We start from the raw sequence: 25,565 nt of genomic DNA on the forward strand, positions 1-25,565 counted from the left end.
GGTTAAAGTCATGGAGCCATTAAGCCCATGAAATCCATCTGCGCCGATCTCGTCTTCCAGCGCCTGCGACCCGCCGATGGCGCGGCGCTCAACCGTCAGCTCTTCGATTGCCTGCGCGATGCCATCCTCGACGGCAGCCTGCCGCCGACCAGCGCGCTGCCCGCGTCGCGCGACCTCGCCAAAGAGGTCGGCATGTCGCGAAACACGGTGCTGCATGCCTACGAGCAGTTGCGTGCCGAGGGCTATGTGCATTCCAGGGTCGGCAGCGGCACCTTCGTGGCGGCCACCACGCCCGAGAGTCAGTTGAGCACCGGCAGAGCGCGGGCAGTGCGGCCTGTCGCATCGACCGCCGTGCGCCTGTCGAAGCGGGCTCAGGCGCTGGTCGCCGATGCGGCTGCGTCGCCCATGCAATGGGGCGCCTTCATGCCCGGCGTGCCCGACGTCACGCAGTTTCCGCACCGCACCTACGCTCGGATCCTCGCGCGGCTGTGGAAGTCCCCGCCGCCCGAAATGCTGACCTATGCGCACGGCGGCGGGCATCCCGCCTTGCGCGAAGCCATCGCGGAGCATTTGCGGGTCGCGCGGGCGGTGCAATGCGACGCCAGCCAGGTGCTGATCACCGAAGGCGTGCACCAGGCGATCGACCTGAGCCTGCGCATGCTGGTCGATCCGCGCGATACGGTGTGGGTCGAAGAGCCGGGCTACTGGGGTTTTCACAAGGTGCTGCAGATGGGCTCGACACGGGTGCGGCCGATGGAGGTCGACCACCCCGACATCGACAGTTCGCAGCCTGGCGCGGGATGGCCGCGCGGCGGCAAGCCGCCCCGCCTGATCTTCGTCACGCCGTCGCACCAATATCCGCTCGGTTCGGTGATGAGCCTGGCCCGGCGGCGCGAGTTGTTGGCCCACGCGCGCGCGTGCGGCGCGTGGGTGGTGGAGGATGACTACGACAGCGAATTCCGCTTCGCGGGCCGCCCCGTTCCGTCCGTGCAGGGGCTGGAGCCGGACAGTCCGGTCATCTATGTCGGCACCTTCAGCAAGACCCTGTTCCCCGGGCTGAGAGTCGGCTACATGGTGCTGCCGCAAGTGCTCGCGGACCCGTTCCGCGCGGCGCATGCCGATCTCTATCGCGAAGGGCACATCGTCACGCAGATGGCGCTGGCGGAGTTCATCGAGCGCGGCGCGTTCGCGGCCCACATTCGCCGGATGCGCGTGGTCTATGCGCGGCGGCGGGCGCGTCTGGTCGAGCTGATCTCGACGCATCTCGGGCCGCAGTATTTGCATCAGCAGACGAGCAACGCCGGCCTGCATCTGGTGCTGCGGCTCCCCGACGATTGCGACGACGTGGCCATCGCGCGCAGGGCCGAATTGCGCGGCGTGCTCACGAGGCCGCTGTCGCGCTACTACCAAAGCCGACAGGGCCGAAAAACTCAGTCGATGCGACGAGGATTGCTGCTCGGCTATGCCTGCGTCGACGACGACGCGATCGAACCGGCCTTCATGGCGCTGCTCGAATGCCTTGAGCCACCGTCGACGATGTCACTCAATACTTCGACACATCGACGGCGTTGACGAGCGCTTCACCGCTGCCCAGCCGTTCGACGTTGCCGACGATCTGCGACAGGATGACCTTGGTCGATGCCATCGTCGCCATGTGCGGCGTGACGACGATGCCGGGCGTGCGCCACAGCGAATCGTCCGGCGGCAAGGGTTCTTGCGGAAACACATCGATGATGGCGCCACGCAACTGGCCGCTCGCGATGGCGTCGCGCAGATCTTCCGGCACCAGTTGCTCGCCCCGCCCCGCATGGATGAGCCCGGTGCCGCGCGGCAGCAGGTCGAAAGTCTTGCGGCCCAGCACATGGCGGGTCGCCGGGGTGAGCGGCAGCATGCACACGAGGATGTTGAGCGACGACAGGAACGGCGCCCACTGCGCGTCGCCCGCGAAAGTCTCGACGCCCTCGACCGACCTCGGCGTGCGGCAGAACCCACTGACCCGGTAGCCGTTCGCGGCGAGCGACTGCGCCACGGTCGCGCCCGTGGCACCAAGGCCCATGATGCCGACACGGCAGTCCTCCGCGGCGCGCAACACGGGCCGCTTCCATTCGCTGCGCGCCTGCTGCGCCAGCACCCGGTCGAAGTCGCGCTGGAAATAGGTCACGCCCCACTGGATGTATTCGACCATGCCGCGTGTCTGCGCGGTGTCGATCACGCGGCAGACGCGTGTCTCCCGCAGGTCGTGGTGCTCGACGATGTTGTCGATGCCGGCCGCGATGCCATGCACCAGCGCGAGGCGGGGCATGCGCGCATAGACGCCCGGCGGCGTGTTCCAGCACACGGCGACCTCGGCTTGGTCCCAGCCGTCATCGGGCCAGACGAGGACCTTCCAGTCCGGGCGCAGGCTCTGCAGCTGCCCGGCCAGTGGCCGCATGTCGAAGGAGGAGCTGATGAATGCGATGCCGGGCGTCGTCATGCCTGCGCGAGCGCTTCGTAGGTGATCCCTGCGCGGCGGAGCAGCGCCAGGAAAGGCAGCTCGCCCCGGCGTGTGCCGCCCGCGGCTTGCGTCATCGCCTTCATCTGAATCGGCATCGCGGCCAGCACGGAGTCGGGCACGACACGGTTCGGGCCCTGCATCGAGTCCGCGGCCATCTGCACTTCGCACGCACGCTGCGTGCTCCACATGCGCGCGAAGGCGCCGGGGATATGCGGGCCCAATGTGAGCAGGCCGTGGCTGCGCAGCACCAGCACCTCGCAGTCGCCGAGGCTCGCCACGAGCCGCGGCTGCTCGTCCGCGCTGGTGGTCACGCCTTCGAAGTCGTGGTGGGCGACGAGTCCGTGCAGGTTCGCGCTGTAGAAGTTGTCGCTGCGCAGGCCGTCGTGCTTGCAGGCCACCGCCATGCCGGCCGTGGTGTGGGTGTGCATGACGCAGTGCGCATCGGGCCGGGCGCTATGAATTGCGCTGTGGATCACGAAGCCAGCTGGGTTCACCGGCCAGGGCGATTCGCTGACCTTGTTGGCTTCCACGTCGACCTTCACCAGGTTCGCCGCCGTCACCTCGGCATAGTGCAGGCCGTACGGGTTGATCAGGAAAGTGGGCGACTGGCCCTCCACGTCGGGCAGGCGGACGGTGATGTGGTTGTAGATGCTCTCGGCCCAACCCAGCCAGTCGAAGAGTCGGTAGCAGGCGGCGAGTTCGAGTCGCAAGGCCCATTCGTCCTGCGCCAGGCCTTCGGGCGCGGGATAGGCCGGAGCAAGCGTGTTCGGGTGTGTGAAGTCCATCGGAATCAGTCCTGTTGCACGGAAGGCGCCTTGCCGCGCAAGCGGGCCGCCGTGTCGAGCGGCCGGGCGGCGACGGCTTCCATCATGTCGGCCATCATGCGGCCGTCGCAATCGCCCCTTTCGCGCAGGCCGGCGATGGCGCCGCGGCGGTCGGCATCGGCGTGGTGCTGGCTCAGCTTGAACTTCTCTTCCATCCGAGACACGTCGAGGGCGAAGCCGAGGATGTGCGGAGTGAGCGTGGCGCGCCGAGTCGGGCTGTAGCTGTTCAGGTCCCATTGCCGCGGCAGCCGGGATTCGTTGATGACGATCAGCTCGTTGACGATCTGCGTGGTTTCCTCCGGCGTGTCGAGGATGCGCACCACGCCGCTCGCATGCACGGTCGCGTAGTTCCAGCTCGGCGCGGCCTGGCATTCGGGCGTGTACCACTGGGCCGAGATGTAGGCGTTCGGTCCGTTGAACACCACCGTGGCCTCGGGCTGCTTCTCCAGCGCGCGCCAGTGCGGGTTCATGCGCGAGAAATGGCCGCGCAGGCAGACGATGCGGTCGCCTTCCGAATCGACGATCAACGGAAGATGCGAAAAATGCAGCTCCCCGTCGAGCTGCGACACCAGCAGGCCAAAGCCGAGCTGGCGAGCGAACTGCGTGGCCTGGGCATCAGTCCCCAGATAACGGTCTGGACGAAACAGCATGGCGTTCAGGCGACTTCAGTCGCGGTGGGTTCGGCGACCTGGGCCGCGTAGTGGCGCCGTGCGAACGCCGGTGTGATGAGCCCGTCGGCCAGATCGCTCTCGACCGCGGTCGGGCCGCGGTCGGCCGGGTCGCCCCAGCCTGCGCCGCCGCCGACCGTGAGTTCGACGATGTCGCCCTTGTTCAGCTTCATCACTTCGGTGTTGGGCAGGCGGATCGTCTGGTCTCCGCGACGGACCACGAGCGAGCCGCATGCCGCGTCGCAGCCGCCCTCGCGGCCGCGCGGCGGGTAGCGGAAATGCTCCGAGTAGTAGCTGAGCTCGATGCCTTCCTCGAGGATCTCGATCGCGCGCGAGAAGCCCAAACCTCCGCGCCACTTGCCTGCGCCGCCCGAGTCCGGCACCAGCCGGTAATGCAGCATGCGCAGGTGCGAATGGATTTGCTCGATCGATTCGATCGGCGTGTTGCGGCTCGAACTCAGGATGCCGGCCAAGGCATGCGCCCCGTCGTAGCCCGACGCGGCGCCGTAGCCACCGCCGAGCACGTCGGCGTAGATGCGCGTCCGGCCATCGGCCCGCTTCTGCACCAGGTACAGGCCAGTGGTCGAGTTGAAGCCCTGCGCCGGCACGCGCAGAGGCACCGCCTTGGCGAGCGCATCGTGCACGGCATCGAGCAGGCGGTACGAGGCCAGCATGCGGGCTCGCACCGGCAGGCCCGCATCTGGATTGAGGATCGACCCTTTGGGCAGCAACACGCGCAGCGGCCGCATGCAGCCATCGTTGGCCGGGATGTCCTTGTCGACGAAGGCGCTGCGCACCGCGCACACCGCCGCGGCGAGCGCCGACGACGTCGAGCAATTGAACATGCTCTTTACCTGCGGCGCCGAGCCCTCGAAATCGAGTTCGATGTTGCCGCCCGCCTCCACCGTGACCTTGGCCTTGATGACCATCGGCTCGGTGCCGCGCACGTCGTTGTCGATGCGTGCTTCGCCGCGCCAGGTGCCCAGCGGCAGCGATCCGATGGCGGCCCGCATGCTGCGCTCGGCATGCGCGAGGCTCGACTGCATCGCGAGCCGCAACGTGTCGGTGCCGGCCCGCGCCGCCAGTTCCTGCATGCGCGCGACGCCGGTGCGGTTGGCCGCGAGCTGCGCGTAGAAATCGCCGCGGCCGAGCTCGGGCGTGCGCACGTTGGCGAACACCAGCCGGTCGATCGGGCCGCCATGCAGGTCTTTCTGCACGTCGATCAGGAGCGGCGGCAGGATGATCCCTTCCTGGATCAGTTCGCTCGCCTCAATGTTGATGCCGGCACCGCCGCCGCCGATGTCGAGGTGGTGCGCCGTGTTGCCGGCCCAGCCGAGCAGTTCGCCTTCCACGAAGATCGGCTGGAACAGGATGATGTCGTTGAGATGCTGCCCGCCCGCGTACGGGTCGTTCAGCAGGATCGCGCTGTCGGGCCCCACGGCCGACAAATCGAGCTGTGCCGCCGAGGCACGGAACGCCTGCGACAGGCCGCCGTTGTGGATCGGGATCATTTCCCCCTGCGCGACCACGTTGCCTTCGGCGTCGAGCAAGGCGGTGGCGCAATCGCGAGCCTCGCGCACGATGGTCGAGAAAGCCGAGCGCACGAGGATCGCGCCCATCTCGTCGGCGATGGCGCGCATCGCGTTCGCGAGGATGGCCAGGCGCGTGAATTGATCGGTGCTTGCGGTCATGGGTCTCCTTTTCTTGTTCGCGTGTCTTACTGGGCCACCAGTCCGAGTTGCTTGACCAGCGCACCCCACTTCGCGTGTTCGCCCTGGATCATGGCGCCGAGTTCGGCCGAGGTATTGGACGCCGGCTCGAAGCCGAGGCCCAGCAACCGGTCGCGCACGTCGGGCTTGGCCATGATCTGCCGGATCTGCGCGTTGAGCTTGCTCACCACGGCCTCGGGCGTGCCCTTGGGCGCCATGAAGGCGCTCCAGCCCACGGCCTCGTAGCCGGCGATGCCGGATTCGGAAACGGTCGGCACATCGGGCAGCACCGTCGATCGCTTGCTGTCGAGCACCGCCACCGGCCGCAGTTTGCCGGCCTTGATGTTGGCCTGCTGCGCACCGATGACATCGACCATGAGCGGCACGCGGCCGGCGATCACGTCGATCGACGCCTGCGCGCCGCCCGGATACGGCACCGAACCCATCTTGACGCCGCCCATGACCTGGAACAGCTGGATCGCCAGCTCGAAGGCCTGGGCGCCTGAAGCGAACATCACCTCGCCCGGCCGCGCCTTCGCATCGTCGAGGATCGCGGTGACGCTCGGCGCCGCGTACTCGGGCGACGCGAGGATCGCCATCGGCGTGCGTGCGACGATGCTGATCGGCGTGAAGTCGGCCAGCGGGTCGTAAGGCGCGCCCTTCTGCAGATGCGGGCCGGTGACGAGCGTGCCGCTCACGCCGAGGCCCAGCGTGTAGCCGTCGGCAGGCGCTTTCGCGACCATGCCCAGGCCCAGCATGCCGCCCACTCCCGGACGGTTCTCCACCACGAAGGGCTGGCCGTTGAGATTGGACAACTCGGTCGCGACCATGCGGCCGACGATGTCCGCCGAGCCGCCGGCCGTGTAGCCTATGATGAGTTTCACCGGCTTGTTCGGATAGGACTGCGCGCCGGCGGGGAGCGCGAAAAGCAGCGATGTCGCGAGCGCGGCGATGGCGGAGACGAACTTCATGACGTCGCCTCTGCGGCAAGCGCCGGCGTCGCGTGCTTGTCGGCATAGCTCGGATAGTGCTGGCGTGCAAAGCCTTCGGTCACGATGCCGTCGGCCACATCGGCCTCGACGTCCTGCAGGCTGCGCGCGCTCGGCTGGCCCCACCCGGCGCCACCGCCGACCTTCAACTCCACGATGTCGCCCTTCTGCAGCTTCATCACGTCGGTGTTGGGCAGGCTGAAGACCTCCTTGCCTCGCGTCACGGTGAGCGAACCGCGCGCCGCATCGCTGCCGCCTTGACGGCCGCGCGGCGGATAGCGGAAGTGGTCCGAGTAGAAGCTCAGCTCGATGCCCTCTTCGAGGATCTCGATCGCGCGCGAGAAGCCGAGTCCGCCGCGCCATTGGCCCGCGCCGCACGAATCCGGCACCAGCCGGTAATGCAGCATGCGCAGCTGCGAATGCACCTGCTCGATCGACTCGATCGGCGTGTTGCGCGACGAGCCGAGGATGCTGGCGAGCGCGTGCGCGCCGTTGTAGTCGGAAGCGGCGCCGTAGCCGCCGCCGAGCACGTCGGCATAGATGCGCATGCCGCCGCCGGGGCGCCGCTGCGTCAGGTAGAGGCCGGTGGTCGAGTTGAAGCCCTGCGCGGGCACGCGGTCCGGGATGATCTGCGCGAGCGCATCCTGCACCGCGTCGATCAACCGATAGCACACGTTGGCCCGTGCCCGGACCGGAAGCCCCGGGTCGGGGTTCATGATCGATTGTGGCGGGAACACCACCTTGATCGGCCGCAGGCAACCTTCGTTGGCCGGGATTTCCTTGTCGTTGAGCAGGCTGCGCACCGCCGCGATGGCAGCCGCCAGCGCCGACGAGGTCGGGCAATTGAACATGCTCTTGGTCTGCGGTGCCGAGCCCGTGAAGTCAAATTCGATGTTGCCGCCTTCGCTGACCGTCACCTTGGCCTTGAGCACCAGCGGCTCGGTGCCGCGCACGTCGTTGTCGATCATGGCCTGCCCGTGCCAGCTGCCCTGTGGAATCGTCGCGATCGCGGCCCGCATCCGCCGCTCCGCGTACCGGAGCGTCTCGTCCATCGCGCGGCGGACGGTCGCCACGCCGACCCGCGCGGCCAGCTCCTGCATGCGCGCGATGCCGGTGCGGTTGGCCGCGAGCTGTGCATAGAAGTCGCCACGGCCGAGTTCGGGCGTGCGCACGTTCGCGAACACCAGCCGGTCGATCGGGCCGCCGTACAGATCCTTCTTCACGTCGATCAGCATCGGTGGCAGGATGATCCCTTCCTGGATCAGCTCCGACGCATCCATGTTGATGCCGGCGCCGCCGCCGCCGACATCGAGGTGGTGCGCGGTGTTGCCGGTCCACCCGAGCAGTTCGCCATCCACGAACACAGGCTGGAACAGGATGATGTCGTTCAGGTGCTGGCCGCCCGAGTACGGGTCGTTCAGCAGGATCGCGCTGTCGGGCGTGAGCCTGGACAGATCGAGCTGCTTGCTCGATTCGCGGAAGGCCGCAGACAACCCGCCGTTGTGCATCGGGATCATCTCGGCCTCGGCGACGACGTTGCCCTTGGCGTCGAGCAGCGAGGTCGCGCAGTCGCGTGCCTCTCGCACCACGGTCGAGAAGGCGGAACGCACGAGGATCGCGCCCATCTCGTCGGCGATGGCGCGCATCGCGTTCGCGAGGATGGCGAGCTGCGTCGGGTCGTCGTGCCGTGTCGTGTCTGCGGTCATGCGGATTTCTCCAGCATCAGGTCGCCGCTCGGCAGACAGGTCGCGGTCCAGGTAGGAGGTACGACGACGGTCGAGGTGTTTTCTTCCAGCACGGCGGGGCCGGCGATGCTCTGGCCGGGGGCCAGCGCGGCGCGCGGCATGAAGATGGCAGAGCGGGTTTCACCCGCGAACACAATGTCTTGCATTTCGCGTTCGGCGCCGGATGCGGCGGCCACTGGTGTGGTGAGTTGCGCTGCGTTCTTGCGCACGATGCGTCCACGCAGGTTCACGACCTGCATCGACAGCGACGAGCGCGCGTAGCCGTAGCGGCGGGCATGCTCAGCCTCGAACAATTCGCGCAGCTGGGTGGCCGTCGCGGCGCCGTGCGCGCTCCATACGGTGATCTCGAAACCCTGGCCGGTGTAGCGCAGGTCGGCGCCGACATCGACGGTATAGCTGTCGGGCGGGAGGTCGAGCTTGTCGGCTTCCGCGGTGCACAAGGCCTTGACCTGCGCGACCGATTCATCGTCGAGCGATACGTCTGACAGCGGCTCCATCTTCGCGCGGACCACATCGACGATCAGGTCGGCGACCAGCAGGCCGAACGCGCTGGAGATGCCTGGCGACCAGGGGATGAGCACCCGGCCCATGCCGACCTCGTCGGCCACCATCGCGCCATGCACCGGCCCGCCGCCGCCATAGGCCAGGAGCGTGAAATCGCGCGGATCGATGCCGCGCGACGTGGACACCAGACGCACCGCAGCGGCCATGTTGCTGTTGACCATGCGCAGGATGGCATCGGCCTTTTCACCGACGGTGCCCGGCAGTTGAAGGCTTTCGAGCGCCTCGGTGGCGAGGTCCGCCCGCAGCGCCATGCGCCCGCCGAAGAAGCGTGCCGGCCGCAGCAGGCCTGCGATGACCTGCGCGTCGGTCACCGTCGGCAGCTTGCCGCCGCGATCGTAGCAAGCCGGACCGGGCACCGCGCCCGCCGAGGCCGGGCCGACGTTGAGGAAGCCGCCCGCGTCGATGGACGCGATGCTGCCGCCGCCCGCACCGACCGTCGCCATGTCAACCGCTGTCGTGCGGATTGGGAGACCGTCCACGGTAAGCTCGGACACGATGCGCGGCTCGAGCTTGGGTGCGACCGCGACGTCGGTGCTGGTGCCGCCCATGTCGAGCGTGAGAATGTCCTGGATGTCGTTGCGGCGCGCAAACCAGATGGCAGCGCGCACGCCCGCCGCCGGGCCCGACAACAGCATGCGCACCGCGTTCGATCCGGCGGCGGCGGCGGGCATGATGCCGCCGTTCGATTGCATGAGGCGCAGCGCGCCCTTGTAGCCGTCGCTCGCGAGGCCGGCCGCCAGACGGTCGACATAGCCCTTGACGACCGGGCCGACGAAGGCATTGACCGTGGTCGTCACGGTGCGCTCGTATTCGCGGAACTCCGGCGACACCTCATGGCTCGCGAACACTTCCAGCTCCGGCGCGCGCTCGCGCAGCATCGCGGCAAGCCGGGCCTCGTGCTCGGGGTTGCGGTAGGCGTTGAGCAGGCAGATGGCCAGCGAGCTCACGCCCTGCTCGATCATCGGCCGGATGGTCGCCCAAGCGGCGTCGAGATCGAGCGGCTGCGTGACCTTGCCGCTCGCGTTGATGCGCTCGTCCACCTCGCACACGTTGCGGCGCAGCACCGGTGCCTTGGGCTTGCGATAGAAGGCCGTGTAGATGTTGCCGACGCGGTCGTGCGTGCCGATCTCCACCACGTCGCGGAAACCCAAGGTGGTGACCAGGCCGGTGGAGCTGCCGCGCCGCGTCAGCAACGCGTTGGTCGCGACCGTCGAGCCGTGCGAGAACTGATCGACCTTGGCGAGCGGAACGCTGGCCGTGCGCACGGCGTCGAGCACCGCCTGATGAATGTTCCCGGGGGTCGAGGGCACCTTGCCCGTGGCGACCGTGCCGTCTTCCTGCAACCACACCAGATCGGTGAAGGTGCCACCGATCTCGACTCCTACTTGCATGTTAGCTCCTGTTTACATCGACTTCGTATGCGCACGGCGGCATCCGGCGGCCCGGGTTGACTCAGCTCTTCAAGAGCAGGCCTGCGCGGCTCACCCGCTCTTTTTCCAGTTCATAGGACTGCCGGATCAACGCGGCAAAGGCCGCGCCGTCCTTGTAGTACACGTCCATGGCGTTGCGCTCCAGGGTCGAGACTGTCAACGGCTCGGCCAAGCCTGCCTTGAAAGCGTCATGGAGCTTCTTCACGACCACCGGCGGCATGTGCGCAGGACCGATGAGTCCGGTCGGGCTGCCCACAGGGATCTTGTAGCCCAAGTCGTAGAGCGTCGGCACATCGGGCCATTTCTTCATGCGTCTATCGGAGAACACCGCCAGCCAGCGCGCCTTGCCGCCGTCCACCAGAGCGCCCAGGATCGTGCCGCCGGCGTGCGCGTCGATGAAGCCGCCAAGCAACGCCGCCGTGGCTTCGGCATCGCCCTTATATGGAACGTGGTTCAGCGTGATGCCCTCCTGCGCCGCCAGGGTGATCAGTGCCAGGTTCTGCGAGGTCGCCTGCCCGTTGGTCCCATACGTCACCTGGCCGGGCCGCTTGCGGGCGTCGTCCAGGTAGTCCTTGAAAGTCTTGTAGGGCGAATCTGCGCGCACGAGGATGCCGACGTCCAGTGCGCTGATCTGGATGATGGGCGTGAGATCAGTCAGTGCGTTGTAGTTCGTTTTTTGCATCAACTGCAGCCGCAGCACACCCGAATGCATCACCGCGATCTGGTAGCCATCGGGACGCCCGAGGGCCACGGTCGATGCGCCCAGGGTCGCGCTGGCTCCCGGCTTGTTCTCGATCACGATCGTCTGCCCCAAGTGAGGTTCGGTCGATCGGGCGAGGGCCCGGTAGACAACATCGGCCGTGCCGCCTGCTGGGAACGGCACGATCAGCGTGACCGGCTTGGTCGGAAACGCAGCATCCTGAGCGGACGTCAGCGCAGGCCAGCCGATGGCGGCGCTGCCCAAGGCTGAGGCTCCGGAAGCGAGAATGGCGCGGCGCGTCCTGTCGATGTTCATGAAAGACTCCTGGCGGGTGAAATAGGCTGGGAATGGTCGGAAAGGGACTTGCTCGGAGGATTGAGCAGGGCTCGGAGCGTGGGCGGCACCTCGACAGGCAAAGTCAGCAGGAAGAATGCGAATGACTTGCCGTGCGCGTCAAGGTTGAGCGCACTGTTCACGCCTCCGTCCAGCGCGTCCTCGAGCACGATGTTCAGCGCATTGAGCCGCGGCAGCAGGTAGCGGCGCACGCTGCCCAATCGCCGGTGGCGGTAGTGCGCGCGCAAGGCGTCCTCCGTAACTTGTTCCACGAGCAGCGGGTACAGCTCGGGCGCCCATGCGACCACCGCGATGCTGGAGATGTCGCCCTTGTCGCCTGTGCGGGCGTGGGCGACATCGGCCAAGGTGAATCTGCAGGAACCCCGCCCCGTGGCTTTGTCGCCATCCGCCTGCCCGAGCAAACTGCTGGTTTCGCTCATGCTGCGACTCCCGCCTTGCGGGGAGCGGCCCAGGACCACGTCACGCGTACCGATTCGCGTGGCACCAAACAGGAAGTGGTTGCCAGTCGGGCGGTGACGTTCGTCCGAATGCCGCCTCCGCCGGCGGGCCCGCAGGTGTACAGCGCGGCAACCTCCTCGGCGAGTTGCTCTGCGCGGACGCGGTTCGTGTCCGCGGTCGCGACGCGCAACCGGACATCCTGCGCCCCGCCGTCCTCGACGCCGGACAGCAAGTGGCCCGCATCGTCTCCAAACAGGCTGACGCGTCCGATCAGATCGAAGCGCAGCGGGCGGCCCTGCAGGCGTCGGGCTAGGATCTGCGCGGCGAGTCGGGCGCGCGCTTCCGCCCCCGGACCGGCATAGGAAATCTCGCCCTCGGCCAGCCAACCGCCTTCATGGCAGACGTTCACCTTCAGGCGCTCGGGACGCGGATGCCCGCGCACGCCCTTGACCGCGACCCGATCGTCGCCGAGTTCAACGACGCTGACTTCCGTGAGATCGGCCACGACGTCAGGCGTCACGTAGGCGGCGGGATCGTGGATCTCGTAAAGCAGTTGTTCGGTGACCGTCCGCGCGTCCACCCGGCCGCCGGTCGCATCGGCCTTGCCAATGATGCAGTGGCCATCGCTGTCGATCTCCGCGATCGGGAATCCGACTTCGGCGAGGTCCGGCACGTCCTTGCGCCCAGGGTCGGCGAAGTAGCCGCCCGTAACCTGCGCGCCGCATTCGAGCAGGTGGCCTGCGATGGTCCCGCGTGCGAGGCGATCCCAATCGTCCATGGCCCAGCCGAAATGGGCGATGGCCGGCCCCAGCGCGAGTGACGGATCCGCCACCCGTCCGCACACCACCACCTGCGCGCCGGCGCACAGCGCGGCCGCGATGGCTTCGGCTCCCACGTACGCATTGGCGCTCACCGGCGCGGAGGGCGGCGCCGAAGCCCCGAGCGCGTCGCACAGCAACGCGCGATAGGGCTCGCCCGAGAGGTCGTCGCCCTCCACGACGGCGATGCGGGGTACTTCGAGCCCCAGGGAGGCGGCCAGCGTGGCGATTCGCCTGGCCGCGCCACGCGGATTGGCCGCACCGAAATTGCTCACGATCGCGATGCGGTGGGCCAGGCAATCGCCCAGGACGGGCCGCAGGAAGCCTTCAAGCCGTGAATCGTGACCGGCGTCCGGATCAGTGCGGCGCCGCAGTTGCGCCAAGGCCAAGGTGCGCTCGGCCAAGGTCTCGTAGATCAGGCAAGCGGGACCACCCCGCGATACCAGAGTACGAACCACGGCGACCGCCGCATCGAGCCGGTCGCCCGAAAAGCCCGCTCCGCAGCCGATCAGCAACGGTGAGGGAGACGGACGGGAGTAAGAAGGAATGGACATCGCGTTACAAACTTTAGACCGCGCGGTCAAGTCTGTAAAATGGAAAGAATCGAACATTTATTCGATTTTTTGGTGCAATCGGAGGACGCCGCTCATGAACATCTCCACCCGCGACCTCGAGGCGTTCCTCGCGCTGGCCGACTTGCAGAACTTCACGCGGGCGGCAGCGCGCACCCACCTGTCGTCGTCTGCCTTCAGTACCCGGATCTCGACGTTGGAGACCGCCTTGGGTGCGAAGCTGTTCGATCGAACGACGCGCTCGGTCGAGCTGACGCAAGCCGGCACGCTTTTTCTGGAATCGGCGCGGCGGCTGCATGGCGATTTCACTGAAGTTCTCACGGATTTCCGCGACCACGCCAATCGCCGCAAGGGGCGCGTTTCCATTGCCGCGCTCCCTTCGACAGCGGCGGCCTGGCTGCCGCACGTGTTCTCCCAGTTCCATGCCGAGAATCCCGGCATCGAGCTGACCCTGCACGACGTACGTGCCGATGCATGCATTGCGCTCGTGCGCGCGGGCACGGTGGATTTCGCCATTGCCTCGCGTCCGGCCGAGGGCGAAGACATGGAAGCCCACCGCCTGAGCGAAGACCGGTTCTGCCTCGTCTGCAGCCATTCGCACCCGCTTGCCCAGCAACCCTCGGTCAAGGTGAAGGATCTCGCCGCTCACAGGTTCATCCACCTCTCGCGGGACAGCAGCGTGCGCCAGCATCTGGAACGTGCCTTCGATCCATTGCCCATGAACACGGTGCTGCAGCTCGACCACCTTGCGACCGTGGCCGGCATGGTGCAGGCGGGGCTGGGCATCACCGTGGTGCCGGAGCTCACGCTGTTCCAGTTCACGCGGCCGGGGCTGGTCATCCGCCCGCTCAAGATCCCGGGCTTGTCGCGTTCGATCTACATCGTGCGCCGCCGCGGAAAAAGCCTTTCGTTCGCGGCGGTCGCGCTGTACGACCGCCTCATGGCCGAGCGCGGCCGCATCCACGACTTTCTGCGCTTGCAACTGGCGGCGCGGGAGAGCCCCGGGTGATAGGAGGTCATCGCACCGCATGAGGCAGTCGGTACAGCATGCACCTCATGCACTGCGCGCGTCTTCTTCCCGGTGCGGTCGCACCTGCAGGGCAACTGCGCGGTCGAGCCAACGATGAAAGTGCAGCACACCGCCCAGAGCACGACCATGTAGCCCTCCAGACCACCGCGTGGCGCTGGGCCAGCAGTCTTGCCATCACATCCGTTGCACCACGTGCTGCAAATGGCACCACCAGCTTCACCGGCTTGGACGGCCAGCCAATCGTCGGCCCGTCCGGCAAACGGCAGGGCCATGAAAAGTATGGGGAGAAGATGGCGAGCACGCAGTTTCATCGTTTGTCTCTTTGCGACGAATGGCGCGAGCCGCCTTGTCGCTTTGGTCTGGATGAATTGTTGGTGCCGCAACTTGTCGAGGCAAATGAAGAATTGAACGGCCGAATAACCGTGGGTTATAGGCTGGGGAACTCGAATGGACGCAAGCCAAACCACGGGTGGTCGCCATGTGCATCTGGTGCCGCAGTCCGATTCGACGGAGCGCCCCCGGACTGGTCAACCGATCGGTGACAAGATCAGGCCGCCCTCGGGGCTCACTTCGGCGAGTCCGCCTTGACTTCCGCTGCCCGCACCACCTTGCCCCAACGGTCATACTCCGCATTGACGTGAGCGGCGAACTCTTCCATCGTCGCGGTGTAGGGCGCGAGGCCCAGCGTCGTCAGGCGTTTCTTCGCCTCGGGGTCGCGCACGATCTCGCCGACGATCAGGTTCACTTCGCGCAGGATCTCCGGCGGCGTCCTGGGCGGTGCCATCAGGCCGATCCATGCGGGCTCCAGACCGATCGGGAAACCCTGTTCCGCCAGCGACGGAATGTCAGGCGCGCCTTCAAACCGCTTGTCCGAAGCGACACCGAATACCTTCACCTTCGAGCGGTTCGCCAACGCGATCGCGATCGGCAGCATGACCAGGTCGACCTGTTCACCCATCACCGCCGCAGCCGCGGGGGCGGAACCGCCGAACGGGACATGCAGCATCTTCAGGCCGTAGCGCGACTTCAGTGCCTCGGTCACCACCTGCGCGGACGAACCCACGCCGCTCGATGCGAAGGTCAGCTCGCGCTTCTTGCCGAGCTCCGCGAGCTCCTTCATGCTCCCGGCCTCGAGTCCGGGGCGGCCCACCAGCATGTAGTCCAGCGTCGCGATCGGCGCCGCAGCCGCGAACTCCCGCGCGTTGTAGCGGATGTCCGCGTAGACATGCGGATTGATCGAATGGGTGTCTGCGCTGGCCACCACGAAGCTCAGGCCGTCGGGCGCCGCGCGGTAGACGTTCTCCGAGCCGATCATGCCGACCGCGCCGCCGCGATTCTCGATCACCACGGGTTGGCCCAGCCGCTCCTGCATCCGCGGCGCGATGAAGCGCGCGACGATGTCGATGCCGCCGCCAGGCGGGTAAGGCACGACCAGCCGCACGGGCCGCGTCGGTCGCCAACCGGTCGCTGCGGGCTGGGCACCTGCCGGCAGCGCCAACCACGTGGCCGCGGCGCCGGAAGAAACCAGGAATGTGCGCCGTGAATACCGAATGTCGTTCATGGTGAAAGGTCCTTCAGAGTGGGGAATCGATGCGCGCGTCGGAGTCACGGGGTGGGTTCGACAGGAAGGCGTGCATCAATTCGGCGGTCTGCGCGGGATGCTCGAACATCGGGAAGTGCCCACAACGTTCCAGCGTCGCAAGATGTGCCTTCTGCATTCGCGTGAGCGCGGCGCGCGCCGCCGCCACCGGGGCGCCCGGGTCATCCAGACCCCAGACCAGCAGCGTCTGCGCGCGGATGTCCTCGAGCCGCTCCAGCACGCGGTACGGGCGGAACTTCACCGGGTCCGACATCGCGGCGATGGTCGCGTGCCAATAGGCGTGAATCCAAGGCTGCGCATAGGTCAGCGCGAGGACGTGCGGCAATGCCGGCGGGATCGTGTCGCCGTCGAAGACCGATCCGGCCAGGTGATGGCGCCAGCCCGCTGGTGCCGACGCCGACAGCAGACCGGCATAGGTCGCATGCGCACGATCGACGGCCTTCCGCAATTGCGCCTCGTCGTTGAAGCAGGAGCCGCTGCCGTGCAACACCAGGCGCCGCACGGAGGCCGGCCGTCGCAGGTACATGTTGCAGGCGACGAGCGCACCATAGGAAGCGCCGCAGACATCCATGGTCGGCACGTTCGCGACGACCTCGACGAAGCGCGCGAGATGCGCAGCCTTCGCGCCAACGTCTACTTCCTCGGCCGGCACCGAGGGTCGCGTGAATCCATGGCCCAGCATGTCGGGCGCGAGTACGCGGTAGTCCGCGCCGAGCCGATCGGCGATCTCCATCCAGATGTCGCAGGTCAGCGTCAGGCCATGCACCAGCAGCAGCACGGGCGCGTCCGCCGGGCCGGCTTCCATGTAGCGCGTCGGAACGCCGTCGACGTTCGCGAAGCGCATCAACATGGCGCCTCCGCGTCAAGGAAGGCGGCCAGCCGGGCGAGGTATTCGGCTTCGATGTGGTGCACGCCCTCTTCGATGTGGGCCATTCGGCCAGGCCTGTACAGGCGGGAGCCGAGGCCGCGCTGCATCATCTCCAGCACCTCGCGGTCCTCGGAGATCACCTTGTTCTGGTACTCCTGGTACGCCATCGCGCGGTCGGCGAAGTCCGGTGCGTCGAAGTACATCTTCGGCAGCAAGGTATAGACGGTGACGCGCGTTCGCTTCAGGCCGATCGGCCAGATGCACAGCGCGTGCGCCGTGTCGATGCGCGCGAAGAACGTGAAGTTCGGGCGCAACCGGCCGGTCGCGGCGAAGTTGTCGGGCAGCTCGGCGAGCCATGGCATGCGGCCGAATACAGGCTGGCCCGTCAGCGTGGAGGGGCCGGAGTTGAACGTCGCGTAGTAGCCGCCATCATTGCGTGCCTGGAACTTGAATGCCTCGGAGGTGAACTGCCGGCCGTTCGTAGTCTTGTGCACCATGTTCACGTGGTAGAGGTCGATGACGTTCTCGACGACGAGCTTCCAGTTGCAGTCGATCTCGTTGACCGTGGTCACGGCGAGCCGGCAGTCCTGCTGCCGCATGAAGCCGAAATCGCGCTCCAGCGTCGCGACGTGATCGGCCAGCGGCGGCGGGTTGTCGTCGAAGCAGATGAACACCCATCCTTGCCACTCGTCCACGCGCAACGGTGGCAGGCGGCAATCGCGCTTGTCGAATTCTTCGGCCATGTCCATGCGCGGCGCGCCCAGCAAGCGCCCTTCGAGGTCGTAGGACCAGCCGTGGAATGGACAGATGAAGGCGCGCTTGTTGCCCTCGCCCGGCGGCGCGACGGCAACGGCGCGGTGCAGGCATGCATTGGAGAATGCGCGCAGTTCGCCCGCGGCGGTGCGCGAGATCACGAACGGTTCGCCCATCAGGTCGAGCGACAGGTAGTCGCCCGGCTTCTCCAGCGCTTCGATGCGGCCGCAGCAGATCCAATCCTTCATGAAGATGCGCTCGCGCTCGAGGTCGTAGATCTCTTGCGAGGTGTAGATGTCGCTTGGCGAATGGCGGGCCCGGTCCACCGGCACGGCGGTCGCCCGGGCGGCATGCTTGATTCGGATGACTTCTTTGGGATTCATGCGTGTGGTTCCTCTTGGTTCTGAATGGGTGCGTGCGTGGTGCTCGCTTCGACGGCGGCTAGCAGGGCTGCCAGGGGATGGCCGGCGACAGGACGGCCGTCGGCCAGCACGGGCTGGCCGGCAAGCCAGAGCGACTGGCGCGTGACGATGCCGTCCGGATGGTTCTCTCCGCCCCCGGGCACCCACCAAGGCAGGCCAAGGCCGATCGCATTGCGGCCGACCGCGCGGATGTCCTCGATGAACGATTGCCCCTGGTCGGCGGCCATGGGGTTCAGGCCGATGGTCAGGTGGATGACCTGGCCGAACTCGCCGCCGCCGGCACGCCGCAGCGCGCGCTCCATCGGCTCGCGGCAGGGGCCAGGTCCCACGCGGCGGATGCGGCCGTCGATTTCCAGCAGCAGGGGCCGGGAAAGCCGCTCATAGTGGTCGTGGAACGCTGCCTCGAGCGCGATCGTGCCGCGCACCGTTTCCACTTCGGGATAGAAGATGGCGGAGCCGGGAACCGTTTGCGCACCAGGGCCGATCGCCTGCCGTGTCTTGCGCGTCGCGGGCTTGCCGATCCGGAATTCGATGTCGGTTCCCAATGGCGTCGTGATGCGGCCCCATTGGCCTTGTGCGTCGCGCAGCATGCGGTCGGCTTCTTCCTGCAGGTCGAACAACGCGTCGTAGTCCACGCTGCCGTACAGCCGCGCCAGGCCATCGAGACGCACGTCACCGAGCAGCAGGTAGCGCGTGCGGCCGTTTTCCATGGCGCGGGCGAACGGTGTCGAACCTGCGAGATACGGGAAGGTGAGGTCGAACCACACATCGCAGGCGCCGAAGGCCGCGGCAGCATCAGGCGGAATGTGGGGATCGGCCAGCAGGCCCTGCAGCGGAAGCCGTGGAAGGTCCAGCACCGAGGCCACGGCACCGGCTTCGCACGCGCGCGCCGACAAGCGGTCGACGAGGATGCGGTCGCTGGCCTCGTCGGCGGTGATCAGCACGACGGTGCCGGGCCGCACGGCAAACTGGCGGACCACAAGCGTGTCTAGCGCACGATCGATTGCGCTCATGGCTGCAATGCGAGAGAGACGTTTCGGGAGACCGGACGCAGGAGCGTTTCGGCGATCAAGCGCAAGTAGATCCGCTCGGCTTCGAAAATCTGGCGGGTCTCGCAGTACTCGTCGGTCTGGTGCATGAGGCGCGGGCTGCCGGGGCCGAGGATCACGATCGGAGCCCCACCGACCGCCATCGACAACGCGCTCGCATCGGTGAAGTAGCTCGCGGTCTCGTGGCCCGGGGTACGGCCCGTTTCCTGCCGCACGATCTCGAAGACCTCCTGAACCCAGGGCGACCGTGGATCGGTGAACACGCTGGACATGCTGACGATCGTTTCGATGTCGTCGATGTCCGGAGCGAGTTCCTCGAGGACACGCCGGCGCAGCGTATCGTGATCGAGGCCGGGCGTCGTGCGCAGGTCGACATCGATTTCGGCGAAGTCCGGCACGACGTTGACCGCATGACCCGCGCGAACCTTGCCGATGCTGAGGGTCGGCGAACCCAGCACGGGATGCGCCGGCATGTCCGCGCAGAAATCCTGCAGCCGCAGCACCATGTGCGCGGCCTTCACCGCGGCATTCACGCCGATGTGCGGCATCGCACCGTGGGCCGCGACGCCGCGAGCGCGGGCGCGAAGCCACAGCGCGCCCTTGTGGCCAAGCAGCGGCTTGTTGTCCGTGGGTTCTGCGACGACGATGCCATCGAAGCCCGTCAGGTCCACGCCGCTGCGCACGAGAGCGCTGGAGCCCTCGCAGCCGGTCTCCTCGCCACCGGGGAAGACCAACGTCAGCGAAGCATCCTCGCCGAGCTGCGCGGCAGAACGCATGGCCGCCACGACGAACGCCGCAACGCCGGACTTCATGTCGCACGATCCCCGGCCGTAGAGGCGTCCTCCCTCCTGCGTCGCGCGAAACGGCGGATGGCGCCACGGCATCGCGCCAGCCGGCACCACGTCCAGATGGCCCACGAAGCACAGCGACCGTGTCGCACGCGCGCCCGGCTTGCGTGCGACGAGGTTCACCCGCCGTGGACCGAACGAATGCTCGGCGACCTCGAATCCCGCGTCGGCCAGCGTCCGGCCGAGGAAGCCGGCACAGCCCGCCTCATCTCCCGGTGGATTGCTCGTATCGAATTCGATCAGTCGGCTGCATAGCGCGACGGCATCCGTTGGATTCATGTGCAATTCCTACGATTCAAGTTACTTGAATTCTACTGTGTGTTGGCTGTATTTCAAGTACAGAGCACAATCGGGCCATGGAAAACGCCTCAGCCATCGAACGACCGAACAAAAAAGGGGGGGAACTCCGCATAGGACCGAAGCTCAAGGCCGCCCGGCGCGCGCGCCGCTTGAGCATGAAAGATCTCGCGGAGCGGGTCGGCTGTTCGGAGAGCCTGATCTCCAAGATCGAGAACGACCACGTGTATCCGTCGCTGCCGACACTGCACAAGCTCGCGGCGGAGCTGGGCAGTTCGATCGGCAAGCTCATTGCGGAGGGCGGCGATGGCGACTTCATATCGCGTGCGGGCCAGCGTCCGATCATCAGCGTGGACGCGATCGGGCGCAACGGCAGCGTGGGCATCAAGCTCGAAGGGGTGGCGCTCAACGGCGAACTGCTCTACGCCTCGATCCACGTGATCGATGCGGGCGGCAGCAGCGGCGGCTTCATCGAGCATGTCGGCGAAGAGCTCGCCTACGTGCTCGAGGGCGAAGTCGAAATCGCCATCGGCGACAAGATCCATCGCCTGGGGCCGCACGATTCGATCTTCTTTCCCTCCGAGATGCCTCACGGCTACCGCAATCCCGGCGAGCGTGTGGCGCGCATCCTCTGGGTCAACACGCCGCCGACGTTCTAGGGCCCGACACGATGGCGCACGCCCTGCGGTTCGGCGCCGGCGTGCATCGGGGAACCTCCCTTGACAGGCACGTGGCTTGCTTCAACATTGCCGCCGCCTTTGCCCCACGCTCTCCGCTTCATCCGCGATGCACAAGAGATACACCACCACCGACGGCGCCCAGCGCAACCAAGAGGCCGACTACTGGCGCGAGGTCATTTCCGAGGCGCTGTTCAACCTCCAGGTCGCCTTCAACGACGACGGGGCCGTTCGCGGCCAGCTCGACCAATGGGACCTGGCTCCGGCTTCCCTGTCCCTTCTGGTTTCCGGCGGCCTCGATTGCAAGCGCCTGCGCCAGCACTGCGACAAGGAAGAGCGCCAGCTGCTGCTCACCGTGCCGGTGCAGGGCGACGTCGAGTTCTCGCAGCTCGGTCGCACGACTCGCTGCGCGCCCGGCCAATTCGTGCTGGAGCTGAGCGAGGAGCCCTACGAGTTCGGCTGCGGTCAGGACAGCACCATGTGGGTGCTGAAGGTGCCGGTGTCCGCCGTCAAGGCCCGTATCGGCGAGCCGCGCCGCTTCTGTGCGCGCCAGTACGACGGCAGCCAGGGCGTCGGCCGCCTGTTCCACGACTACCTGCAGCTGGTGACGCAGCACTGCGAGCTGGGGCACAGCCACCAGTTGCTCTCGATGATGGGCACGCATCTGATCGACCTGCTGTCGCTCAGCCTGCAGCAGCATCCCGACGCGCTGCAGTCGGAGCAGTCGGCGGTGCGGGACGCCCACCTGGTCCGCATCGAGGCCTACGTGCGCCGGCACCTCTCCGACCCCGAGCTGTCCCCCGGCACCATCGCCGAGGGCTGCGGCATTTCACCGCGCTACCTGCACCTGCTGTTCAAGGACACCGGCGAGCCGGTCTCGCAGTGGATCCGCGGCCTGCGCCTGCAGTTCGCCCATGAAGCGCTGAACCGCGCCGACCGCAGCACCTCGGTCGCCCAGATCGCCTACGCGGCCGGCTTCGGCGACCACGCGAAGTTCACCCACGCCTTCAGCCGCAAGTTCGGCCACGCGCCGAGCGAGCTGCTGCGCGCCGCGCGCGCGAAGTAGGCCCCCTCCCCTCTCTCTCCCTCTTGCAGATCCGCGCCCCGTGCCGGGCGGCCGGCGCGCACCCGCGTGCGCCCAGGATTTTCCCGGTGTGCACTCCACGGCAAACGCCTGTACGCGCAACGACAAGAGCATTCGCGCCGCACGGCCTAGATTTGCGCCATACCAAAGAACGCCGGAATCCATGATGAAACTCAGTGACCTGCAGAACACGCGCTGGACGCTCGACCATCCCGAGCTCGGCACCGGGCCGGTGACCATCGAGTCCTATCGCTCGCCCGAGTACTTCGGGAAGATGCGCGACAAGGTCTGGAAGAAGACCTGGATCGCCACCACCAAGCGGATCGACGAGATCCCCAACCCCGGCGACTACTTCGTGGAGGAGGTCGCCATCGCGAACGCCTCGGTCGTCATCGTGCGCGGGCTGGATGGCAGGATCCGTGGCTTCCACAACGTGTGCATGCACCGCGGCACCCAGCTGGTGTTCCAGAGCTACGGCAACGTTCGCGGGCGCTTCACCTGCATCTATCACGGCTGGTCCTACGGTCTCGACGGCAAGAACGTGCTGGTGACCGAGAAGGAGATGTTCTTCTGCCCGGAGCACATGGAAACCGACCTGGTCCCGGTGGCCGTCGACACCTGGAAGGGGTTCATCTTCCTCAACCTGGACCCCGAGCCGAAGCAGACCCTGAGCGAGCACCTGGGCGAGGAACTGCCGGCTCTCTACAACGCTTATCCGTTCGAGCAGACCAGCGTGCAGGTGTCCTACCGCGCCGACCTCGAATGCAGTTGGCCGGTGCTGCGCGATTCGCAGCTCGATGGCTACCACTTGAAGTACCTGCACCGGCGCTCGGCGCCCGGCTTCATGGAAAGCGAAGACGCGCCCACGCGCCACGCCTGGGACTTCAAGCTGCTCGGCAAGCATGGCTCCGGCAGTTTCTACGGCAACCGCGCCAGGATCGGTTCCGACCTTTCGAAGGTGGCGCCGGTGGCCGCCCTGGCCAGCCGCGTCGGCCAGACCCTCGCCAGCAACACCGCGGCGCGGGTGCCGCTGGAGGCCTGGGCCAAGGGCGTGAATCCGGCCCGCAGCGAGGACTGGTTCTTCGACTACCTCTACATCTTCCCGAACATGCACATCGTGTTCCTCGGGCACAGCGCCTACATCGTCCACAAGATGATGCCGGGCAAGACCCACAACACTTCGAGCTGGAACGCGCGCTACTTTGCCCCGCCCGTGAACACCAACGACCTGGTCTCGCGCTGGGCCGCCGAGTACATGAAGTACAGCCTGCGCGACCTCTGGCGCGAGGACGGCAACACCACCCTGGGCGCGCAGCGGTCCATCGATTCCGGCGTCTTCAGGCGCATGTACCTGCAGGACCAGGAGGTCCTGATCCGGCATGCCGAGAAGGTGCTCAACGACGAAGTCCTCTTCTGACTCGCCCCCATCCCAACGAATCCAAGGAATCCTCATGACCACCAAGAAGCTGCCGCCGGCATTTGCCGAGCTCGAGGAGTACCTCGCCTGGGCGCTGCCCACCGAGACGCAGCGTCTGCAGAAACGCGAGACCTCCACGCTGCCGGAAATCCGCGCCTTCTATGACGCCGTGCTGCCGCACGCGGACGCGATCATGGAGCACTTCCGCTGCGTCGACCGCGCAGCCGCCGCCGGCACGGCGGTGCCGGCCGAGACCCGCCATCTGTTCACGCTGATGCTGGCTTTCTCGGATGCGTCGTTGTCGGTCGAACTGCACCGCAGCCCCACCGTCCCCGACGGCATGCACTGGGACCTGTGGAAGCCCGAGCACGAGACGAGCGGCTGGCAGCAGAAACCCAGCATCCGACTCTTTCCCGCCGCGGCTTAACGCCGCGGCACCACCCCATCGAGAACAAGAGAGGAGAAACCCATGACCCCCAAGGAAGTCGTCCGCGCCTTTGTCGATGCCCACAATGCGCATGACCTGGACCGGCTGATGGCTTGTCTCACCGACGACAGCGTGATGATCGATGTCGCCGCACCGATTCCCCTGAACAGCAAAGCAGACGTGCGCAAGCTGTTCACGATGATCTTCTCGGCCCTGCCGGACATCCACTTCGAGATCACCGGGATGATCTCGGAAGGCGACAAGGCCTTCGCCGCGCTGCGGACCACCGGCACCGGCCACGGTGACTGGGCCGGCCACGACATCACGGGCAAGCGCTGCGACGTGTTCGAGAGCATGTTCGTCGACGTGCAGGACGATCGGATCAAGACCTGCATGTTCTACAGCGACACGGCCACGCTGTCGCGGCAGTTGGGCGACTACGCGCCGGCGTTGGACATGAAGCCAGGGACCGCCAACATCATGTAAGCCGCCGTCGCGGCCCCCGCGCGCCGCGGCCCCGGCACGAAGCCAGATGCTCAATATCTTTGCCCGCGCGGTCTTGTCCGCCGCCGCCACCACCGGCGCCCGCGACGCGGCGCTGCCTGCCTATGCGCGCACCCGGACGCTGCAACCGGGTCAGCTGCTCGGCCAGTTGCGCGCCGCCGGCCTCGCCGGCAAGGGCGGCGGTGGCTTCCCGGCCGACCGCAAGATGGCCCTCTTCCAGGCCCGGCCCGGCGCGGTCAAATACCTGGTGGTCAACGGCAGCGAGCACGAGCCCGGCTCGCTCAAGGACCGGTGGCTGCTGGAGCGGCATGCCGACACCGTGCTGGAAGGCGCGCTGTGCCTGGCCGCCGCGCTCGGAGCGACGCACCTGTGCTTCGCCGTCAACGCGCACAACGCGGCAGCGCACGCTGCACTCGAAGCGGCGCTGGCGCAGGTCCGCGCCCAGCCGCTGCCGTTGCCGCAACTGCGGATCGCGGCGGTGCCTGACGTCTACATCGTGGGCGAGGAGACGGCGCTGCTGGAAGTGCTGCAGGGACGCGAGCCTCTTCCGCGCCGGCGGCCTCCGTTCCCGATCGAGCAGGGCCTGCATGGCGCGCCGACCCTGGTGCACAACGTGGAGACGGTGGCCCATGTGCCCTACATCGTGCTGTGCGGTGCCGAGGCGCACCGCGGGCTCGGGCCCGCCGGCAAGGGAGCGACCCTCTGCACCTTCGGCGAGGAGTTCGTCCACGCGGGCGTGCGGTTGGTGCCGATCGGCATCACCGTGCGCGAGCTCGTGGAGCGCTGGGGCGGCGGGCTGCGCTGCGGCCGCGCCATCAAGGCGGTGCAACCCGGCGGACCGTCCTCGGGTTTCCTGGCGGCGCAGCAGCTCGACTGCGTGTTCGACGCCGCGTCGCTGGCGGCCGCCGGCTCCGCGCTCGGTTGCGCCGCGGTGCGGGCCTTCGCGGAGGGTGAGGACATGGTTGCCGCCATCGGTCGCATCGCCGATTTCTTCGAAGCCTCTTGCTGCGGCCAATGCCCGCAGTGCCGGATGGAGACGCGCATGCTGGCCGCCGTGGTGCGCCAGGTGGCGGCCGGCAAGGGCAACCGCAAGCTGCTGGAACAGGTCCCGCTGATCGTCAAGGCCAACGTCGACAAGGGCATCTGCGGGCTGATCCGCATGCCGGTCGCGCCGGTCCGGAGCCTCCTGCAGCACTTCGATGCCGATGTTGCCCGCCATCTCGAAGCGGCCGCGCCCGCGGCGCCCGGTCCGGCCGGCACACCGACCCTCACCGCCCACTGATG

24 protein-coding genes are annotated in these 25,565 nt (G+C 67.2%); 9 read left to right on the forward strand and 15 right to left on the reverse strand.

The features are described 5' to 3' along the window. Positions 1-27 precede the first annotated feature (27 nt). Positions 28-1,572: a MocR-like pyridoxine biosynthesis transcription factor PdxR gene (gene pdxR / locus E5CHR_RS21095; protein ID WP_162581661.1), complete on the forward strand. Its 1,545-nt coding sequence runs from the start codon at positions 28-30 to the stop codon at positions 1,570-1,572. Here the strand turns inward: pdxR and E5CHR_RS21100 are convergent. The 10 genes from E5CHR_RS21100 to E5CHR_RS21145 form a co-directional block, all read right to left on the reverse strand. Beyond that, positions 1,544-2,473: a 2-hydroxyacid dehydrogenase gene (locus E5CHR_RS21100; RefSeq protein WP_162581662.1), complete on the reverse strand. Its 930-nt coding sequence runs from the start codon at positions 2,471-2,473 to the stop codon at positions 1,544-1,546. The genes pdxR and E5CHR_RS21100 overlap by 29 nt on opposite strands. Then, a complete protein-coding gene (locus tag E5CHR_RS21105; RefSeq protein WP_162581663.1) occupies positions 2,470-3,279 on the reverse strand; it encodes a class II aldolase/adducin family protein in 810 nt (269 codons plus the stop codon). The genes E5CHR_RS21100 and E5CHR_RS21105 overlap by 4 nt, the downstream gene beginning before the upstream one ends. A gap of 5 nt (positions 3,280-3,284) precedes the next feature. Continuing rightward, the gene (locus tag E5CHR_RS21110) at positions 3,285-3,968 is read right to left on the reverse strand and encodes an FMN-binding negative transcriptional regulator (protein WP_162581664.1); all 684 of its coding nucleotides are present in this window, start codon (positions 3,966-3,968) and stop codon (positions 3,285-3,287) included. A gap of 5 nt (positions 3,969-3,973) precedes the next feature. Then, complete coding sequence (locus E5CHR_RS21115; RefSeq protein ID WP_162581665.1) at positions 3,974-5,677, reverse strand: hydantoinase B/oxoprolinase family protein; 1,704 nt, start codon at positions 5,675-5,677, stop codon at positions 3,974-3,976. Positions 5,678-5,703: 26 nt separating this feature from the next. Continuing rightward, complete coding sequence (locus tag E5CHR_RS21120) at positions 5,704-6,666, reverse strand: Bug family tripartite tricarboxylate transporter substrate binding protein (RefSeq protein ID WP_162581666.1); 963 nt, start codon at positions 6,664-6,666, stop codon at positions 5,704-5,706. Continuing rightward, complete coding sequence (locus tag E5CHR_RS21125) at positions 6,663-8,390, reverse strand: hydantoinase B/oxoprolinase family protein (RefSeq protein WP_162581667.1); 1,728 nt, start codon at positions 8,388-8,390, stop codon at positions 6,663-6,665. The genes E5CHR_RS21120 and E5CHR_RS21125 overlap by 4 nt, the downstream gene beginning before the upstream one ends. Next, entirely contained in the window at positions 8,387-10,384 is a 1,998-nt protein-coding gene (locus tag E5CHR_RS21130) for a hydantoinase/oxoprolinase family protein (protein WP_162581668.1), read from the reverse strand. Before E5CHR_RS21130 ends, E5CHR_RS21125 begins: the two co-directional genes overlap by 4 nt. A gap of 61 nt (positions 10,385-10,445) precedes the next feature. Continuing rightward, on the reverse strand, positions 10,446-11,438 hold the full coding sequence (locus E5CHR_RS21135) for a Bug family tripartite tricarboxylate transporter substrate binding protein (RefSeq protein ID WP_162581669.1): 993 nt from the start codon (positions 11,436-11,438) through the stop codon (positions 10,446-10,448). Further along, the gene (locus tag E5CHR_RS21140; RefSeq protein ID WP_232062140.1) at positions 11,435-11,896 is read right to left on the reverse strand and encodes an AtuA-related protein; all 462 of its coding nucleotides are present in this window, start codon (positions 11,894-11,896) and stop codon (positions 11,435-11,437) included. Before E5CHR_RS21140 ends, E5CHR_RS21135 begins: the two co-directional genes overlap by 4 nt. Next, entirely contained in the window at positions 11,893-13,287 is a 1,395-nt protein-coding gene (locus E5CHR_RS21145) for an acyclic terpene utilization AtuA family protein (RefSeq protein ID WP_162581670.1), read from the reverse strand. The genes E5CHR_RS21140 and E5CHR_RS21145 overlap by 4 nt, the downstream gene beginning before the upstream one ends. Positions 13,288-13,381: 94 nt before the next feature. Between E5CHR_RS21145 and E5CHR_RS21150 the strand changes: the two genes are divergently transcribed. Both E5CHR_RS21150 and E5CHR_RS21155 read left to right on the forward strand, forming a co-directional pair. After that, positions 13,382-14,314 (forward strand): LysR family transcriptional regulator, encoded by a 933-nt coding sequence (locus E5CHR_RS21150; RefSeq protein WP_162581671.1) that lies wholly within the window; start codon positions 13,382-13,384, stop codon positions 14,312-14,314. 38 nt (positions 14,315-14,352) lie between these two features. Continuing rightward, positions 14,353-14,877 (forward strand): hypothetical protein, encoded by a 525-nt coding sequence (locus E5CHR_RS21155; protein WP_162581672.1) that lies wholly within the window; start codon positions 14,353-14,355, stop codon positions 14,875-14,877. A gap of 23 nt (positions 14,878-14,900) precedes the next feature. Here E5CHR_RS21155 and E5CHR_RS21160 read toward each other — a convergent pair whose 3' ends face one another. The 5 genes from E5CHR_RS21160 to E5CHR_RS21180 are packed head-to-tail and all read right to left on the reverse strand — an operon-like array spanning position 14,901 to position 20,154. Next, complete coding sequence (locus E5CHR_RS21160; protein WP_162581673.1) at positions 14,901-15,896, reverse strand: Bug family tripartite tricarboxylate transporter substrate binding protein; 996 nt, start codon at positions 15,894-15,896, stop codon at positions 14,901-14,903. 13 nt (positions 15,897-15,909) lie between these two features. Continuing rightward, a complete protein-coding gene (locus tag E5CHR_RS21165) occupies positions 15,910-16,785 on the reverse strand; it encodes an alpha/beta fold hydrolase (protein ID WP_162581674.1) in 876 nt (291 codons plus the stop codon). After that, positions 16,779-17,939 (reverse strand): aromatic ring-hydroxylating oxygenase subunit alpha, encoded by a 1,161-nt coding sequence (locus E5CHR_RS21170; RefSeq protein ID WP_162581675.1) that lies wholly within the window; start codon positions 17,937-17,939, stop codon positions 16,779-16,781. The genes E5CHR_RS21165 and E5CHR_RS21170 overlap by 7 nt, the downstream gene beginning before the upstream one ends. Beyond that, on the reverse strand, positions 17,936-18,991 hold the full coding sequence (locus E5CHR_RS21175) for a hypothetical protein (protein ID WP_162581676.1): 1,056 nt from the start codon (positions 18,989-18,991) through the stop codon (positions 17,936-17,938). The genes E5CHR_RS21170 and E5CHR_RS21175 overlap by 4 nt, the downstream gene beginning before the upstream one ends. After that, a complete protein-coding gene (locus E5CHR_RS21180) occupies positions 18,988-20,154 on the reverse strand; it encodes a M20 family metallopeptidase (RefSeq protein ID WP_162581677.1) in 1,167 nt (388 codons plus the stop codon). Before E5CHR_RS21180 ends, E5CHR_RS21175 begins: the two co-directional genes overlap by 4 nt. Positions 20,155-20,231: 77 nt before the next feature. Here E5CHR_RS21180 and E5CHR_RS21185 point away from each other — a divergent pair, with 77 nt between their 5' ends. The 6 genes from E5CHR_RS21185 (at position 20,232) to E5CHR_RS21210 (ending at position 25,563) form a co-directional block, all read left to right on the forward strand. After that, on the forward strand, positions 20,232-20,831 hold the full coding sequence (locus tag E5CHR_RS21185; RefSeq protein WP_162581678.1) for a cupin domain-containing protein: 600 nt from the start codon (positions 20,232-20,234) through the stop codon (positions 20,829-20,831). Positions 20,832-20,958: 127 nt separating this feature from the next. Continuing rightward, a complete protein-coding gene (locus E5CHR_RS21190) occupies positions 20,959-21,915 on the forward strand; it encodes a helix-turn-helix domain-containing protein (RefSeq protein WP_162581679.1) in 957 nt (318 codons plus the stop codon). A gap of 181 nt (positions 21,916-22,096) precedes the next feature. Next, complete coding sequence (locus tag E5CHR_RS21195) at positions 22,097-23,350, forward strand: SRPBCC family protein (protein WP_162581680.1); 1,254 nt, start codon at positions 22,097-22,099, stop codon at positions 23,348-23,350. Positions 23,351-23,384: 34 nt separating this feature from the next. Next, on the forward strand, positions 23,385-23,777 hold the full coding sequence (locus E5CHR_RS21200) for a hypothetical protein (RefSeq protein WP_162581681.1): 393 nt from the start codon (positions 23,385-23,387) through the stop codon (positions 23,775-23,777). 42 nt (positions 23,778-23,819) lie between these two features. Continuing rightward, positions 23,820-24,263 carry a nuclear transport factor 2 family protein gene (locus tag E5CHR_RS21205; RefSeq protein WP_162581682.1) on the forward strand — a complete coding sequence of 148 codons (444 nt, stop codon included), beginning with the start codon at positions 23,820-23,822 and terminating at the stop codon, positions 24,261-24,263. A 46-nt stretch (positions 24,264-24,309) separates the two neighbouring features. Then, a complete protein-coding gene (locus E5CHR_RS21210) occupies positions 24,310-25,563 on the forward strand; it encodes an NADH-ubiquinone oxidoreductase-F iron-sulfur binding region domain-containing protein (protein ID WP_162581683.1) in 1,254 nt (417 codons plus the stop codon). Positions 25,564-25,565 lie beyond the last annotated feature (2 nt).

Source organism: Variovorax sp. PBS-H4, from assembly GCF_901827205.1.
Lineage (GTDB): Bacteria > Pseudomonadota > Gammaproteobacteria > Burkholderiales > Burkholderiaceae_C > Variovorax.

Coding starts and splice junctions, on each gene's coding strand:
- E5CHR_RS21190 (WP_162581679.1), top strand. CDS start 20,959: ATGCACAAGAGATACACCACCACCGACGGCGCCCAGCGCAACCAAGAG.
- E5CHR_RS21150 (WP_162581671.1), top strand. CDS start 13,382: ATGAACATCTCCACCCGCGACCTCGAGGCGTTCCTCGCGCTGGCCGAC.
- E5CHR_RS21185 (WP_162581678.1), top strand. CDS start 20,232: ATGGAAAACGCCTCAGCCATCGAACGACCGAACAAAAAAGGGGGGGAA.
- E5CHR_RS21160 (WP_162581673.1), bottom strand. CDS start 15,896: ATGAACGACATTCGGTATTCACGGCGCACATTCCTGGTTTCTTCCGGC.
- E5CHR_RS21210 (WP_162581683.1), top strand. CDS start 24,310: ATGCTCAATATCTTTGCCCGCGCGGTCTTGTCCGCCGCCGCCACCACC.
- E5CHR_RS21165 (WP_162581674.1), bottom strand. CDS start 16,785: ATGTTGATGCGCTTCGCGAACGTCGACGGCGTTCCGACGCGCTACATG.
- E5CHR_RS21125 (WP_162581667.1), bottom strand. CDS start 8,390: ATGACCGCAGACACGACACGGCACGACGACCCGACGCAGCTCGCCATC.
- E5CHR_RS21195 (WP_162581680.1), top strand. CDS start 22,097: ATGATGAAACTCAGTGACCTGCAGAACACGCGCTGGACGCTCGACCAT.
- E5CHR_RS21205 (WP_162581682.1), top strand. CDS start 23,820: ATGACCCCCAAGGAAGTCGTCCGCGCCTTTGTCGATGCCCACAATGCG.
- E5CHR_RS21140 (WP_232062140.1), bottom strand. CDS start 11,896: ATGAGCGAAACCAGCAGTTTGCTCGGGCAGGCGGATGGCGACAAAGCC.
- E5CHR_RS21100 (WP_162581662.1), bottom strand. CDS start 2,473: ATGACGACGCCCGGCATCGCATTCATCAGCTCCTCCTTCGACATGCGG.
- E5CHR_RS21155 (WP_162581672.1), top strand. CDS start 14,353: ATGCACCTCATGCACTGCGCGCGTCTTCTTCCCGGTGCGGTCGCACCT.
- E5CHR_RS21130 (WP_162581668.1), bottom strand. CDS start 10,384: ATGCAAGTAGGAGTCGAGATCGGTGGCACCTTCACCGATCTGGTGTGG.
- E5CHR_RS21115 (WP_162581665.1), bottom strand. CDS start 5,677: ATGACCGCAAGCACCGATCAATTCACGCGCCTGGCCATCCTCGCGAAC.
- E5CHR_RS21175 (WP_162581676.1), bottom strand. CDS start 18,991: ATGAGCGCAATCGATCGTGCGCTAGACACGCTTGTGGTCCGCCAGTTT.
- pdxR (WP_162581661.1), top strand. CDS start 28: ATGAAATCCATCTGCGCCGATCTCGTCTTCCAGCGCCTGCGACCCGCC.
- E5CHR_RS21135 (WP_162581669.1), bottom strand. CDS start 11,438: ATGAACATCGACAGGACGCGCCGCGCCATTCTCGCTTCCGGAGCCTCA.
- E5CHR_RS21200 (WP_162581681.1), top strand. CDS start 23,385: ATGACCACCAAGAAGCTGCCGCCGGCATTTGCCGAGCTCGAGGAGTAC.
- E5CHR_RS21145 (WP_162581670.1), bottom strand. CDS start 13,287: ATGTCCATTCCTTCTTACTCCCGTCCGTCTCCCTCACCGTTGCTGATC.
- E5CHR_RS21170 (WP_162581675.1), bottom strand. CDS start 17,939: ATGAATCCCAAAGAAGTCATCCGAATCAAGCATGCCGCCCGGGCGACC.
- E5CHR_RS21105 (WP_162581663.1), bottom strand. CDS start 3,279: ATGGACTTCACACACCCGAACACGCTTGCTCCGGCCTATCCCGCGCCC.
- E5CHR_RS21180 (WP_162581677.1), bottom strand. CDS start 20,154: ATGAATCCAACGGATGCCGTCGCGCTATGCAGCCGACTGATCGAATTC.
- E5CHR_RS21120 (WP_162581666.1), bottom strand. CDS start 6,666: ATGAAGTTCGTCTCCGCCATCGCCGCGCTCGCGACATCGCTGCTTTTC.
- E5CHR_RS21110 (WP_162581664.1), bottom strand. CDS start 3,968: ATGCTGTTTCGTCCAGACCGTTATCTGGGGACTGATGCCCAGGCCACG.